The organism is Actinophytocola sp. (assembly GCF_036002505.1).
Taxonomy (GTDB): Bacteria; Actinomycetota; Actinomycetes; order Mycobacteriales; family Pseudonocardiaceae; genus DASYTH01.
On record NZ_DASYTH010000230.1, the window covers coordinates 67,135 to 81,536 of the forward strand.

Below are 14,402 nucleotides of genomic sequence, written 5' to 3' on the forward strand. Positions count from 1 at the left end.
CCCTACGAGAGAGCGACGTCCGCGGTGAGCCGGCGGCGGTGGTCCACCACCCGCTCCTCGCCCACCAGCCGGACCCCGACCGTGTGCCGGACGTGCGTGCTCGAACCGGACAGGCGCAGCTCCAGCTCACCGGGCTCGACCACGGCCAGCCCACGCCGGCCGGTGAACGCGGACAGGTCGGCGTGCACGCCGAAGGTGACCCGCCGGGCCTCGCCGGGCTGCAGGCGGACCTTGGCGTAGCCGATCAGCCGCACCGGCGGCCGGGTGACCTGCGCGACCGGGTCGTGCAGGAAGAGCTGGACGACCTCGGCGCCGGCCCGGTCGCCGGTGTTGCGCACCGACATGGACACCGCCACGGACCCGTCCGTCCCGGTCACCACCCGCTCCCCCGGCTCCAGCGCCCGGCCGTCGACGCGCACGTCCTCCCAGGAGAACGTGGTGTAGGACAGGCCGTGGCCGAACGGGAACAGCGCCGTGGGGTCGACCGTGCTGGTGTCGTGCAGCTGGGCCAGCGGCGGCACGTAGTAGGCCGACTGCTGACCGCGCGGGTCGGCGGGGATGCCCACCGGGAGCCGGCCCGACGGGCACACCCGGCCCGAGAGGACGCCGGCGACCGCGGTGGCGCCCTCCTCCCCCGGGAAGAAGGTCTGGACCACGGCGGCGAGCTGGCCGGCGAACGCGCCGAGCGCGTACGGGCGGCCGGACAGCACCACCAGCACGACCGGCTTGCCGGTGTCGATCATGGCCTGCAGCAGGGCTTCCTGCGCGCCGGGCAGGTGCAGGTCCGGCGCGTCGCAGCCCTCGCCGGAGGTGCCGCGGCCGAACAGGCCGGACCGGTCGCCGAGGGCGACCACGCAGACGTCGGCGGACTCGGCCGCGGCGACCGCGCTGGGGATGCCGGAGAGGTCGTCGCTGTGCACGTCGCAGCCGACCGCGTGCTCGATCGGGGTCTCCGGCAGCTCGTCGGCCAACGCCTCGAGCAGTGTCGGGATGTCCACGCCGAGCGGCACCTCGGGGTGCTGGATGCCGACGTGGCTGGGGAAGGTGTAGCAGCCGAGCACCGCGGAGACGCTGTCCGCCTGCGGGCCGACCAGGGCGATGCGGTGCTCGGGGCGCAGCGGCAGGATGCCGTCGTTGGCCAGCAGCACCACCGACTCCTCGGCCAGCTCGCGGGACAGCGCCCGGGACGCCGGCGGGTCGAGGTCCAGGGTGCCCTGCAGGTCCCGCGCGACGTGCCCGTCACCGCCGGCCACCGCGTCCACCGAGGGCGGCAGCGGGTGCCAGCCCGGATCCAGCAGGCCCAGCTCGCACTTCTGCAGCAGCACCCGGCGGGCGGCCTGGTCGATCAGCTCGGCCGGGATGGTGCCGTCCTTGAGCGCGGCCAGCAGCGGCTCGCCGTAGCACTTGACGGTCGGCAGCTCCATGTCGACGCCGGCGAACAGCGCCTTGCCGGCGGCGTCGGTGTCGCTGTCCGCGACGTGGTGCAGCGTCTTGAGGAACGTGATGCCCCAGTAGTCGGCGACCACGGTGCCGTCGAAACCCCAGGTCTCCCGCAGCAGCGTGGTGAGCAGTTCGTGGTCGGCGGCCGGCGGCACGCCGTCTACCTCGGCGTAGGAGTGCATGACCGAGCGCGCGCCGCCCTCGCGCACGGCCAGCTCGAACGGCGGCAGGTGCACGTCGGCGAACTCGCGGCGGCCGACGTTCACCGGCGCCATGTTCCGCCCGCCGCGGGAGCCGGCGTGCCCGGCGAAGTGCTTGAGCGTGGCGATGATCCCGGTGGACTCGAGCCCGCGGACGTAGGCGGTGCCGATGGTGGCCACCAGGTAGGGGTCCTCGCCCATGGTCTCCTCGGTCCGGCCCCAGCGCGGGTCCCGGGTCACGTCGAGCACCGGGGCCATCCCCTGGTGGACGCCCACACTGCGCATCGCCTGGCCGATCTGGACGGCCATGCGCTCGACCAGCTCGGGGTTGAAGGCGGCACCCCAGGACAGGGGCGCGGGGTACACGGTGGCGCCCCAGGTCATGAACCCGTTCAGGCACTCCTCGTGCGCCACGGCCGGGATCCGGAAGCGGCTGGCGGCGGTGATCTCACCCTGCAGCCGAGCCAGCGCCATCGCGCCGACTGCGGGGTCGACCGGCGCGGTGCCGAACGGCCGGGTGATCTGCCCGAGGCCGTACTTGATCAGCTGCGTCCAGTCCAGGTCGGGGTCGATCAGCTCGTGCTGAAACGGCGCGACGTTCTCGCCGTCGTCCGGCACCCCGGCCCAGACGCCGTACAGCTGGGCGACCTTCTCCGCCAGTGTCATCCGCTCCAGCAGGTCGCTGACCCGCTGGGTCGCCGGCAGGCCGCGGTCCTGCCACGGTTCCAGCTCCCCCGTGACCAGGACCGACTTCTCGTTGTGCATTTCGCGACTCTTCCGGAAGATTACGTCCACCGCCCCGGCAGATGTGCTCAACGTAGACCGCTGCCAGGCTCCCCTTCAAGGGGTTGACCTTGTTTTTTCGCGGTCGTAGCCTGCTGGTCAAGTCTCGTAATTTATCGGATAGCAGCGACTTCCTTCCGGAAGGCCCGATGTGACGCAGACGGTGACTGCTCCTTCTCGACCCGCGCGCCCGCACGCCCGCCCCCCGGCCCGCCGTGGCATGACCGCCTGGCAGCGCCTACGGCGGGACAAGGTGCTGCTCTTCGTCGCACTACCCGGGATTCTCTCCCTGCTGGTGTTCCATTACCTACCCCTGCTCGGCAACGTGATCGCGTTCAAGGAGTACGTGCCGTTCATCGGGATCCTGGACAGCCCGTGGGTCGGCATGGCCAACTTCATGGTGATCGTCAACGGCGACCCGGTCTTCGTCAACGCGCTGACCAACACGCTGGTGATCACCGCGCTGCAGGTGCTGATCGTGTTCCCCGCTCCGATCGGGCTGGCCCTGCTGCTCAACAGCCTCATGTCCGAGCGGATCAAGCGGATCGTGCAGAGCGTGCTGTACCTGCCGCACTTCCTGTCCTGGGTGATCGTCGTGGCGATCTTCCAGAAGATGCTGGGCGACGCCGGGCTGGTCAACCACTTCCTGCGCGACCTCAACCTCGGCACCGTGAACATCGTCAGCAACCCGGACGCGTTCAAGGCGCTGGTCACCGGGCAGGTGCTGTGGAAGGACGCCGGCTGGGCCACGATCCTGTTCCTGGCCGCGCTCGCCCGAATCGACCAGACGCTCTACGAGGCGTCCGCCGTGGACGGTGCCGGGCGGTGGCGGCAGCTGTGGCACGTGACGCTCCCCGGGCTGCGGTCGCTGATCATCCTGCTGCTGATCCTGCGCCTCGGCGACTCGCTGTCCACCGGGTTCGAGCAGATCTTCCTGCAGCAGGGGGCGGTCGGTAAGACGGCCAGCGAGGTGCTGGACACCTACGTGTACAACCACGGCATCCTCGACGGCGACTGGGGCCCGAGCGCCGCGGTCGGCATGGTCAAGGGGGTCGTCGGGTTGCTGCTCGTGGTCGGCGCCAACACGCTGGCCCACCGGTTCGGGGAGCGAGGGATCTACCAGCGATGAGCACGACTCTGAACGCCCCGCCTCTGCCCGCCCGCGCGGCGAAGGGCCTCGTGCTGCTGATCTGCTGCGCGGTGGTGATCCTGCCGTTCGTCTCGGTGGTGTCCACCAGCCTTGCCACCCGCGAGCAGGTCACCCGCTCCGGCGGTCTGGTGCTGATACCCGACGAGATCAGCTTCGCGGCCTACGACGCGATTCTGAGCGGCGGCGTGGTCACCCGAGCGATGCTGGTGAGCCTGTTCGTCACGTTCGGCGGCACAGCGCTGAGCCTGATCTCCACCGCGCTCCTGGCCTACGGCCTGAGCCGGCTGGGCTCGTTCGGACACCGGCCGCTGCTGATGATCGTGCTGTTCGCCCTGCTGTTCACGCCCGGGATCATCCCGAGCTACCTGGTGGTGAAGAGCCTCGGCCTGGTCGACTCCTACTGGTCGCTCGCGCTCCCGGTCATGATCAACGCGTTCAACGTGATCATCCTGCGGGCGTTCTTCATGGAGCTCCCCGAGGAGATCATCGACAGCGCCCGCATCGACGGCGCCGGCGACGTCGCCATCCTCTGGCGCATCGTGCTGCCGCTGAGCAAAGGCGTCCTCGCGGTCATCGCCCTGTTCTACGGCGTCGGCTACTGGAACGCGTTCTTCGCCGCTTTGTTGTACCTCAACGACTTCAGCATGTGGCCGCTGCAGCTGGTACTGCGCACCTACGTGGTCAACCAGACCCAGCTCGGCGTCGATCAGCTCGGCGTCTCCGGCCAGGCCCTGCCGCCCCAGGAGTCCCTGCAGATGGCGATCCTGGTGCTGTCCATCATCCCGATCCTGCTGGTGTACCCGTTCGTCCAGCGCCACTTCACCAAGGGCGTCCTGATCGGCGCGGTCAAGGGCTGAATGCGATGAAGGGGGCCTTTCTCACGCCGGGCGTGAGAAAGGCCCCCTTCATCGCACTTCACCTGGCTACCCCGCAGTGCACGGGTTTCCGTTGAGGGTGAACGAGGTCGGGTTGGCGTTGGTGCCGGAGTAGGTGCCCTGGAAGCCGAAGTTGGCCGTGCCGTTGGGCGCCACCGTCCGGTTGTGGTCGACCGGGACCGCGGTGACCGACTGCCCGTTCTGCGTCACCGTGGCGTTCCAGGCGCTGGTGATGCGCTGGTTGCCGGCGAAGCTGAAGATCAGGGTCCAGCCGGAGATCGTGGCGGAGCCGGTGTTGGTGATGGTGACGTCGGCGGTGAAGCCGTTGTTCCAGGTGTTGGGGGTGTACCGGACCGAGCACGGCCCGGTGCCGCCACCACCGTTCGGGGTGGTGAACGTGGCCAGGCCGGAGTTGCCGGAGAGGTTGCCGGCGGCGTCCCGGGCCCGGACGTAGACCTGGTAGGTGGTGGCCGGGCTGAGGCCGGTGAGCGTCACCGAGGTGCCGGATGCCTGGGTCAGCAACGGATCCGTGGCGCCCTGCTCGCGGTAGACGTTGTAGCCGGCGACACTGCCGCTGTTGTCGGTGGAGCCGGTCCAGGACAGGCTCGCGCCGGTGGCGGTCACGGTGCCGACCGTGGGTGTGCCGGGGATGCTGGGCGGAGTGGTGTCCCCGCCCCCGCCGGCCGCCATGGCCAGGTCGAAGGCGCGCTGCGGGACGAACTGGCCGGCGGCGGCGATGCAGCCGTCCGCCTCACCCGGGAGCTTGATCCACAGGAACGCGTCGATCATGGCGTCGCCGGTGGCGTTGGTGCTCGGCGTGCCGATGGCCCGGCCCGCCGGGTCGCACCACTCGCTGCCCAGCGGCCCGTTGCCGTTCCGGCTGGTGTCGATCACCGCGCGCAGCCGGGAGACGCCGGTGGCGGCGATGATCGCCTTGGCGTAGGAGACCTCGGCGCTTGTCGTGCGGTAGTTGGACACGTTGGTGGAGATGCCGTCGGCGCTGTTGGCGACGCCGGCGGCGACCAGGCGCGCGGCGATGACGTTGGGCGCGAGCCAGGCCGAGTGGCCGGAGTCGAAGTAGACCCGAGCCTGCGCCGAGCCGGCCTTGAGCCGCTGCCCGGCGTAGGCCATGGAGGCCTGGACGTCGGCCTGCTGTTGCGCGGTCATGCAGTCGCTCATCAGCGACAGCACGTCCGGTTCCAGGATGATCGTGGCCGGGCGGCCGGCGAGGCCGGCGGAGAGCTGGTCGATCCAGGCCCGGTACGCGGAATGGCTGGGCGCGCCGCCGGAACTCGCGCCGCCGCAGTCGCGGTTGGGCATGTTGTAGACGACCAGGATCGGGATCTTGCCGGCGTTCGCCGCGGCCGCGGTGAACGAGTCCACCTGGGACCGGATGGCCGAGGTGTTGGTCGTGGTGTACCAGCGGGGTTGGGGGACGGCGGCGATCCGGTCGCGGATCAGCGGGGTGCGCGAGTCGCCGGGGTTGGCGGCGACCCATTGGGCGGCTTGGGTTTGCGGGTCTGTGTAGAACACCGAGTCGGCTCCCAGAGCAGCCGGCGGTACCAGCAGGGCGGCTCCCGTGACGCCGGCGAGCACGACAGCCGTCGTCAGGGTACGTCGTCGTACCATTGTCTGTCCTTAGTAGAACAACGGGTTGACGTCACCGCCAACCCGTTGCATGGCAACAGTTCCGTTTCTGGGAGCGCTCCCAGAAACTCTAGAGTAGCTTGCCGGTCACGAAGAGGGAAGGGTCAGGCCACATCCGAACGGCCGGCACCGGGCTCATCCACCTGGACGAGCACGACCGGTTCCGGCTCGAGCGCGTCGGCCACCCGGCGCAGGGCCCGGGCCAACGTGCGCCGGTCCGCCGTGGACAGTTCGCCGAAAGCGATTTCGTCCACCACCGGGGCAAGCTCGTCCCGGAGCAGGGTCAGCATGGCGACCAGCCGGGCGTCGCCGAGGCTCATCCGGTACACAGCGGACCCCCTTGACCGAAAAGGGGGTCCGGGGTCAGCGCGGCTGCAGCGATGCCGCGCCGACCCCGGCCCTTTGGTCGAGCTATCGGCTGATGACCACGGTAGTCAACGACCGCGGCGCTAGCTCGACCGCCAGACACCGGCTGCGCACGGAGGCAGAACCGGGTCTGGACAACGGGACCGTGCCGGGACATGGATCTACCGGCGGCCGGCTAACGCGAGAACAGCTTGCAGCTCCTGGTAGCCCGGCTTGCTCGCGAAGTTCTCGTCGAGCAGGTTGGCCGCGCCCTGTCCGGTGAAGAACCCCGGAACCCAGGAGTACTTGTCGGTGTAACCCCACACGGTGAACGAGGTGCAGCGCCGGGCCAGCAGGCAGCCCTGCATGAGCACGCTGTACCCCTGCGCCTGGGCCTGGAGCTTGACCGTGTCCGACGGCATGACCATGCGGACGTCCACCTCGGTGAGCGAGGTCTCCAGGCCGAGGTTCTCGAAGCGCTTGAGGTTCGCGGCGACCTGCGCGGCGGTGTTGAAGCCGAACTGGACGCCGAGGTGGCCCTGCGCGCCGAAGCCGTCGACCGGGACGCCCTGCTTGAGGAGGTCCTGGGCGAGCCGGAAGTAGGCGTCGCTCTTGGGGTTGCCGGCTTCCACGTTGTAATCGTTGAGGTACAGCTTCACGTGCGGATCGGCCTGGTGCGCCCAGCGGAACGCGTCGGCGATGTAGCCGGGGCCGAGGTTCTGCAGCCAGATCGTGTCGCGGAGGTTGGCGTTGTCGTCGATCACCTCGTTGACCACGTCCCACTGGTACAGCTTGCCCCGGAAGTGCGAGACCTCATCGATGATGTGCTGGCGCAGAATCGTGCGCAGCTCGGCCGGGGTGATCGCGCCGGAGGCGACGCCGTCGGTCAACCACATGGGCAGCTGGTTGTGCCAGACCAGGGTGTGGCCGCGAATACCCTGGTTGTTGCGGCGTGCGGCGGCGACGAGCTCGTCGGCGGCGGTGAAGTCGAGCTGACCGCGGACGGGCTCGACGAGCCCCCACTTCATGACGTTCTCCGCGGTGATCGAACTGAACTCGGTGGCGATGCGCTCGCGGTAGGTTGTGTCGTTGGTGAAGGCGTCGTGGTCAACCGCGGTACCGATCTTGAGATCGACGCGTTTGGCCAGATCGCGCAGGGGCGAATCGATGGCGACGCCGCCGCGGCGGTCCGCGGAGGTGTCGTCGGCGGAGCTGGCCACCAGGCCAGCGGAGAGCAGGGTGGATCCGGCTAACAACACGACGGCAGCGGCAGTGCTGAGTCTCATGAGACGACACTCCGAAAATTATCGGAAACTCTTCCGTTACTCTGCCGGAAGATTAGAGTGCAAGGGTTTTGACCGTCAACCCGTCCAGCTACGAAACAGGCAGGCAGATGCGGGGAACGTGGCGATCCAGGGCCTATGCTTGGTCGTCGCAACCTTTCGGTCGTAGTCTGAGCGGTACCGGCGAAGGAGACGCCCTTGACGATCGACGGAGAACGTAAGGTCACCATCACGGCCATCGCGCGGGAGGCCGGCGTATCCGTGCCCACCGTGTCGCGCGTGGTGAACGGGCGCTCCGACGTGTCGCCAGCCACCCGCGCCAGAATCGAAGAACTGCTCCACGAACACGGCTACCGCCGCCGCACCTCGCGGCGCCGCGACCGCGCCGGGCTGATCGACCTGGTCTTCAACGACCTCGACAGCCCGTGGGCCGTGGAGATCATCCGCGGGGTGGAGGACGTGGCGCACGCGGCCGGCGTTGGCACGGTCATCTCCGCCACCCACCGGCGCTCGACCTCGACGCGCCAGTGGCTGGAGAACCTCCGGGCGCGTGCGTCGGACGCGGTGATCCTGGTGGCGTCCACGCTGCAGCCGACCCATCAGGCAGAGTTGCGGCGGTTGAACGTGCCGATCGTGGCGGTGGACCCGGCCGGGGTGCCGGCGCTGGACGTGCCGACGGTGGGGGCGACGAACTGGGCCGGCGGGTTGGCGGCGACGGAGCACCTGATCGGCTTGGGGCACCGGCGGATCGGGTTCATCGCCGGGCCGCCTCGGTTGCTGTGCAGCCGGGCGCGGTTGGACGGGCACCGGGCGGCACTGGAAGCGGCTGGAATCGAGTCGGATCCGGATCTGGTGCAGCCGGGGACGTTCTACCACGAGTCCGGTTTCCAGGGGGCGGTGGCGTTGCTGGATCTGGAGGATCCGCCGACGGCCATCTTCGCGGCCAGCGACCAGATGGCTTTCGGGGTGTATGAAGCCGTCCGGCAGCGGGGGTTGCGGATTCCAGACGATTTGAGCGTGCTCGGGTTTGACGATCTGCCGGAGGCGCGGTGGGCTTCGCCGCCGTTGACCACGGTTCGGCAGCCGCTGGCGGAAATGGGGACGCTGGCGGCGCGAACGGTGTTGCGGTTGGCTAAAGGCGAGGAGATTGAGAGTCCTCGGGTGGAATTGGCTACGCACCTGGTGGTTAGGGACAGCACGGCGGCGGCCAAATAGGTTTAGGGCGGCGCGCATTGTGCGGGGTCGCCCCTCCAATGTCAAGGGCGCTTCGCGTCGCTTCGCGATCGCCGCGCCAGCCTATCTAGGTTGTGGGACTTGATAATGGGCGCGGCGACCCTTGACATCGGAGCCTCTGCGACCCCTGGGCGCGCCAAGGCGCGGGCAGGGCGGACGCCCTGCCCTACCCGCGCGCGCCGCCCCCATACCCCAATAGGCCGTCGCACCTCCATTCACCCGAAGGTGTAATGGCAACGACCAGAAATTTAGGTGCGGCCGGGTAGAATTAGGGGTGTGCGGAAAGCGCTGGATCTCGACACGTTGAGCGGTGGGGAATACCTCGCCGCGCTGAAAGAGATCGCCCTCCGCATGCGCCGCGACTACGCGTTGATGCTGGACACGATCGCGGAATTGGAGCACGCGCAGACCGCGCAATTCGCCGGCTACGCCGACCTGGCGGGCCTGATCGCCGAATTCCTCAACATCACCCGCACCGACGCCCAACGCCTGGTCACCCAATCCGAACTGGTCGCCGAGACCGTGACACCGGTCGGCTACACCGCCCCGGCCAAGCTGCCCAAGGTGCGCGAAGCCCTTCACGAGGGTGCGCTGGACCCCAAGCACGTCGACGCCATCGCCCGGGTGGTGGCCGAAGTGCCGAACTGGGCCAGCTACGAACACCGCGACCTCGTCGAAACCACCCTCACCGACACCGCCCGAGTCTGCACCCCCCGCACCGTCACCGAACACGGCCGGGTCCTGCTCCAACACATCAACCAGGACAGCGCCAACCCCAAGCTCGAAGACGAGCAGGCCGAACCCAGCAACACCTTCCACTACAGCCGTACCCGGGATGGCGGGGCCAAGTACCGCGGCCAGATGGACGCCGAAACCGCCGACGAACTCGAAGCCATGCTCGGGCCCTTGACCAAGCCACACAAGCAGCCCGACGGCTCCCCGGACCCGCGCTCCCTCGTGCAGCGGCAGGGCGACGCCCTGTGCGACATCATCCACCTGGCCGCGAAGTCCGACGGGCTACCCAAGCAGGGCGGGCAGAAGCCGCATCTGAATGTGCACCTCGATCTCAACGTCCTCACCGATGCGGTGGCCACCGCCACCCTCGACAGCGGCACCCCACTGTGCCCCTCCGCCGCCCGCCGGCTGGCCTGCGACGCGGACGTCATCCCCATCGTCCTCAACGGCGAGTCGGTCCCGCTAGATGTCGGCCGCACCCGCCGGCTAGTCAAACCAGCACAGCGCAAAGCCTTGGTAGCACGGGACCGCGGGTGCGCGTACCCCGGCTGCCCACTAGCCGCTCGGTGGTGCGACGCGCACCATGCGGCGCATTGGGTCGACGGCGGCGCAACGGACCTAGCCAACCTGGTGCTGCTCTGCCGCCGACACCACAGGATCTTGCACCACTCCGCCTGGGAAATCCAATTCCACCAAGGGATCCCCTACTTCGTCCCACCCGCGTGGTTGGACCCCACCCGAACACCAGTACGCAACATCCTGCACCACCCCCGCCAGTAACCACCGCCCCGGGGCATCCCACTTTCTGCTTCGCACCCTGCACGTCTCCGCACCCTGTGGCGCCAACACCTGTCGGCTGTGCACCCTTTCTTCTTCGGCTGCCGCGGCGCGCGCGGGTAGGGCAGGGCGACCGCCCTGCCCGCGCCTTGGCGCGCCCAGGGGTCGCAGAGGCTCCGGGGTCAAGGGTCGCCGCGCCCCCTTTCCAGGTCCCCCAACCTAATATGGGCTGGCGCGGCGATCGCGCAGCGACGCGACGAAGGAGCGCCCTTGAGGCCGGAGAGGCGACCCCGCACAATGCGCGCCGCGGCCCACCCCCAACACCCCAAGGCGCAGCACCTTGCGCCGAACCCCAATGGGCAGACCTCAGCAGCGCGGACAGTTGTTGAGGATGCGCCAGGTGAAGCCGACGGTATTGCTGGCCCCCGCGGTATCCCTCGCCGTGACGGTGGTGGGGAGCGTGCCGGGAGCGCCGAAGACATCACCGGAAATCAAACCTGTCGCGGAATTGATCGTCAGCCCGGGTGGGAGCGCGACGGCTGACCAGGTGTACGGCGGGACTCCACCGGTCGCGGTCATCTGCAGGCTGTCCGGGTGATCCTGCTGGCTGGTTTGCGGGCCGGGGTTGTTGACGATCAGCGCCGCTGACAGCCCGCTTCCGCTGCTCGGTTCGGCGGACGCCGGGGGAACGGCGCCGGCCAGCATCAGCGCTGTGACGAGCAGGCTGAGGAACGGGATCAAATGGCGGGTCATGAGGGAAGTATGGCGGTTTTACTCGACGACGAACCACACGCCGACACAAGGATCAGTACCGTCGTTTCGGTAGCTGTGCGGCGTGGTCGACTCGAAGGATATGGAGTCCCCAGCCGCCAGCGACATCCCCTCGAAGCCCAGCGTCAGGGTCAGCTCGCCGCTGATGATGTAGCCGAACTCCGTCCCGGGGTGGCGCATGAGGCCGCCGGCGCTGGCGGAGGTGCCGGCGGGTGGGTAGGTGACGAGGAGGAAGTCCACCGAGTGCGGCGGCAACTCCCCCAGACGTTCCCAGATCACGCCGGTGTCGAGGACCAGGGCCTGGCGGTCTTCGGGGTGGACGACGGGGCCGATGCGGCGGCCGCGGGACGAACCCAGCGCTTGCAACACGGTGGTGGGTGGAGTGGGGTCGCCGGCGACGCGGGAGGGGGTTTGGGCGTCGCGGAGAGCGGCGTCGAAGACCTCTTGGATCGACACGCCGAGTGCGGAGGTGATGGCATACAACGTGCTGACGGAGGGTTGGCTTTTGCCGGTTTCGATCTGGGAGATCATGCTGGCGGAGACGCCGACCTGGGCGGCGAGGGTCCGGAGGCTGACGCCGCGGGACACGCGCTCCTCGCGGATGCGCTCGCCCAGCGACGGTAGGTCGGACGCGGCCATCGCACCTCCAGTGTGCAGCGAAACTGCACGCATTATGCGCCAGGAACGTCGGATGTTAAGTGTCACTTGACGGGCGTGGAGCCCCGGTTTACGGTCGGCCGTACGCGAGCGATCCCCCCGACGATGCCGGATCGAGGTGTCCCGGATGGCCATCCGCACCTACGGGCCGAACGCGGTCGACTGGGAGCAGAGGATAGACCTCGAGCGGCTCCGGACCGACCGGTTGCGGCGGCTCAACGAGACCCTGGAGCGGTCCGAGCTGGGCGCGCTGCTGACGTTCGACTTCGCCAACATCCGTTATACGACCGCCACGCACATCGGTACGTGGGCGATGGACAAGCTGATCCGGTTCGCCCTGCTGCCGCGTGGGGGCGAGCCCATCGTGTGGGACTTCGGTTCGGCGGCGCGGCACCACCAGCTGTACAACCCGTGGCTGGACGGGGAGAAACGGGCCCGGGCGGGGATTTCCACGCTGCGCGGGGCGTTCCACCCGGAGGCGGGCATCGCCGAGGAGGTGGCCAGGAAGGTCGCCGCGGAACTCGCCGAGCACGGGCTGGCCGGCGAGCCGGTCGGGGTGGATCTGGTGGAGATGCCGATCCTGATGGCCCTGCAGGAAAAGGGTCTGACCATTGTGGACGGTCAGCAGACGTTCCTGGAGGCCCGGAAGATCAAGACGCCGGACGAGATCTCCTTGCTGGCTCAGGCCTGCTCGATGGTCGACGCCGCTTATGAGGAGCTGTACGGGTTCCTGCGCCCGGGCGTGCGGGAGAACGAGTGCGTGGGGCTGGTCAGCAAGGTGCTCTACGAGCTGGGCAGCGAGTACGTGGAGGGGGTCAACGCGATCTCCGGGGAGCGCTGCTCGCCGCACCCGCACGTCTACTCCGACCGGATCATCCGGCCCGGCGACCCGGCGTTCTTCGACATCCTGCACAGCCACATGGGCTACCGCACCTGCTACTACCGCTGCTTCGCGGTCGGCAGCGCGTCGGTTGCCATGCGCGACGCCTACATCCGCTGCCGGGAGTACATGGACCAGGCGATCGCGCTGGTCCGGCCCGGCGCCACCACCGCGGACATCGTGTCGGTGTGGCCGCGGGCGGAGGAGTTCGGCTTCGCCAACGAGGAGGCGGCGTTCGCGCTGCAGTACGGGCACGGCGTCGGGCTGTCCATCTGGGAGAAACCCATCTTCTCGAGACTGGTGTCGCTCGATCACCCCGAGACGCTCGAGGAGGGCATGCTCTTCGCGCTGGAGACCTACTGGCCGGCCGACGACGGCTGGTCCGCGGCCCGGATCGAGGAGGAGGTCGTGGTCACCGCGAACGGCTGCGAGGTGATCACGAAGTTCCCGGCCGAGGAGTTGCTGGTGGCCGGGCGCAAGTACTGGACGGCCGGCGGCGCGCTGAACACCTTGCGGGAGGCGCAGTCCCACCTCAACACCGACAAGAACGGCGCTGGACCCGATGGACGTGTCTACTAAGGACGCCCCGCTCACCGGCCAGGCGTCCGAGCTGCTCGACCTCTACCTCCGGATCGCGGTGATCCGGCGTACCGAGAAGGCCGCGCACGACCTGTTCCTCGCCGGGCTGGTGAAGGGCACCACGCACCTGGCCGCGGGGCAGGAGGCGGTCGCCGTCGGAGCGGCCGCGGCGTTGCGGGCGGACGACTACGTGTTCGCCACCTACCGGGGGCACCATCACGCGATCGCCCGCGGCGCCACCCCGGAGGAGTGTCTGGCCGAGCTGATGAGCAAGGCCACCGGGCTGTGCAAGGCCAAGGGCGGGTCCATGCACCTGACCAAGGCCTCGCACAACATGCTGGGCTCCTACGCCATCGTCGGCTCGCACCTGCCGATGGCCGCCGGCGCGGCGTGGTCGGCCCAGCTGCGCGGCACGGATCAGGTGGCGGTGGCGTTCTTCGGCGACGGCGCGACGAACATCGGCGCGTTCCACGAGGCGCTGAACCTCGCCGTGGTGTGGAAGCTGCCAGCGATCTTCGTCTGCGAGAACAACCTCTACATGGAGTACACACCGATCGCGTCGGTGACCGCGGTGAAGGACCCGGCCGCCGGGCGCGCCGGCGCCTACGGGATCCCGGCCGAGATCGTGGACGGCAACGACGTGCTCGCCGTCCGGGACGCCGTGCGCACCGCGGTCACGCGGGCCCGGGCCGGCGGCGGGCCGAGCCTGATCGAGGCCATGACCTACCGGCACTACGGCCACAGCCGCACCGACCCGGCCAAGTACCGGCCCGAGGAGGAGCTGCGCAGCTGGCTCGAACGCGACCCGCTCATCCTTGCACGAGCTCACCTTCGCCGGCTGGACGTGCCCGACGAGGTGGCCGGCCAGGCCGACGAGGAAGCCGCCAGGATCGTCGCCGACGCCATCGCCGCGGCCAAGGCGGCGCCCGAAGCCGACCCCAGCGAGGCGTTCACGGACGTGTGGGCCGACGGGAGCGCGGCATGGCGGACGTGAAGTGCGATGAATGCGTCTTTCCTCACGCCGGACGCGAGGAAAGACGCATTCAT

General features: G+C 69.2%; 12 protein-coding genes. 6 read left to right on the plus strand and 6 right to left on the minus strand.

Going from position 1 to position 14,402, the window contains the following annotated elements; all coding sequences use genetic code 11:
• Positions 1-2: 2 nt before the first annotated feature.
• Positions 3-2,405 carry a glycoside hydrolase family 3 N-terminal domain-containing protein gene (locus VGR06_RS20850; RefSeq protein WP_327560794.1) on the minus strand — a complete coding sequence of 801 codons (2,403 nt, stop codon included), beginning with the start codon at positions 2,403-2,405 and terminating at the stop codon, positions 3-5.
• 238 nt (positions 2,406-2,643) lie between these two features.
• On the opposite strand from VGR06_RS20850, the gene VGR06_RS20855 reads away from it, so the two are divergent.
• Together VGR06_RS20855 and VGR06_RS20860 are read left to right on the plus strand one after the other, a co-directional pair.
• Complete coding sequence (locus tag VGR06_RS20855) at positions 2,644-3,552, plus strand: ABC transporter permease (protein WP_327560795.1); 909 nt, start codon at positions 2,644-2,646, stop codon at positions 3,550-3,552.
• On the plus strand, positions 3,549-4,430 hold the full coding sequence (locus VGR06_RS20860) for a carbohydrate ABC transporter permease (RefSeq protein WP_327560796.1): 882 nt from the start codon (positions 3,549-3,551) through the stop codon (positions 4,428-4,430). Before VGR06_RS20855 ends, VGR06_RS20860 begins: the two co-directional genes overlap by 4 nt.
• A gap of 66 nt (positions 4,431-4,496) precedes the next feature.
• Here VGR06_RS20860 and VGR06_RS20865 read toward each other — a convergent pair whose 3' ends face one another.
• From VGR06_RS20865 to VGR06_RS20875, 3 genes are all read right to left on the minus strand, one after another.
• A complete protein-coding gene (locus VGR06_RS20865; RefSeq protein ID WP_327560797.1) occupies positions 4,497-6,077 on the minus strand; it encodes a glycoside hydrolase family 6 protein in 1,581 nt (526 codons plus the stop codon).
• Positions 6,078-6,199: 122 nt separating this feature from the next.
• The gene (locus VGR06_RS20870; RefSeq protein WP_327560798.1) at positions 6,200-6,415 is read right to left on the minus strand and encodes a hypothetical protein; all 216 of its coding nucleotides are present in this window, start codon (positions 6,413-6,415) and stop codon (positions 6,200-6,202) included.
• Between the two features lie 207 nt (positions 6,416-6,622).
• The gene (locus VGR06_RS20875; protein WP_327560799.1) at positions 6,623-7,726 is read right to left on the minus strand and encodes an endo-1,4-beta-xylanase; all 1,104 of its coding nucleotides are present in this window, start codon (positions 7,724-7,726) and stop codon (positions 6,623-6,625) included.
• Positions 7,727-7,921: 195 nt separating this feature from the next.
• Here VGR06_RS20875 and VGR06_RS20880 point away from each other — a divergent pair, with 195 nt between their 5' ends.
• Positions 7,922-8,938, plus strand: a complete 1,017-nt coding sequence (locus VGR06_RS20880) for a LacI family DNA-binding transcriptional regulator (RefSeq protein WP_327560800.1) — start codon at positions 7,922-7,924, stop codon at positions 8,936-8,938.
• Between the two features lie 294 nt (positions 8,939-9,232).
• Complete coding sequence (locus tag VGR06_RS20885) at positions 9,233-10,471, plus strand: HNH endonuclease signature motif containing protein (RefSeq protein WP_327560801.1); 1,239 nt, start codon at positions 9,233-9,235, stop codon at positions 10,469-10,471.
• 363 nt (positions 10,472-10,834) lie between these two features.
• Here VGR06_RS20885 and VGR06_RS20890 read toward each other — a convergent pair whose 3' ends face one another.
• Together VGR06_RS20890 and VGR06_RS20895 are read right to left on the minus strand one after the other, a co-directional pair.
• Positions 10,835-11,209, minus strand: a complete 375-nt coding sequence (locus VGR06_RS20890) for an Ig domain-containing protein (protein ID WP_327560802.1) — start codon at positions 11,207-11,209, stop codon at positions 10,835-10,837.
• A 30-nt stretch (positions 11,210-11,239) separates the two neighbouring features.
• Positions 11,240-11,878, minus strand: coding sequence for an XRE family transcriptional regulator (locus tag VGR06_RS20895; protein WP_327560803.1), 639 nt, complete (start codon positions 11,876-11,878; stop codon positions 11,240-11,242).
• A 145-nt stretch (positions 11,879-12,023) separates the two neighbouring features.
• On the opposite strand from VGR06_RS20895, the gene VGR06_RS20900 reads away from it, so the two are divergent.
• Both VGR06_RS20900 and VGR06_RS20905 read left to right on the plus strand, forming a co-directional pair.
• A complete protein-coding gene (locus tag VGR06_RS20900) occupies positions 12,024-13,355 on the plus strand; it encodes a Xaa-Pro peptidase family protein (protein WP_327560804.1) in 1,332 nt (443 codons plus the stop codon).
• Entirely contained in the window at positions 13,339-14,349 is a 1,011-nt protein-coding gene (locus VGR06_RS20905; protein WP_327560805.1) for a thiamine pyrophosphate-dependent dehydrogenase E1 component subunit alpha, read from the plus strand. Before VGR06_RS20900 ends, VGR06_RS20905 begins: the two co-directional genes overlap by 17 nt.
• The last annotated feature ends 53 nt before the right edge of the window (positions 14,350-14,402 follow it).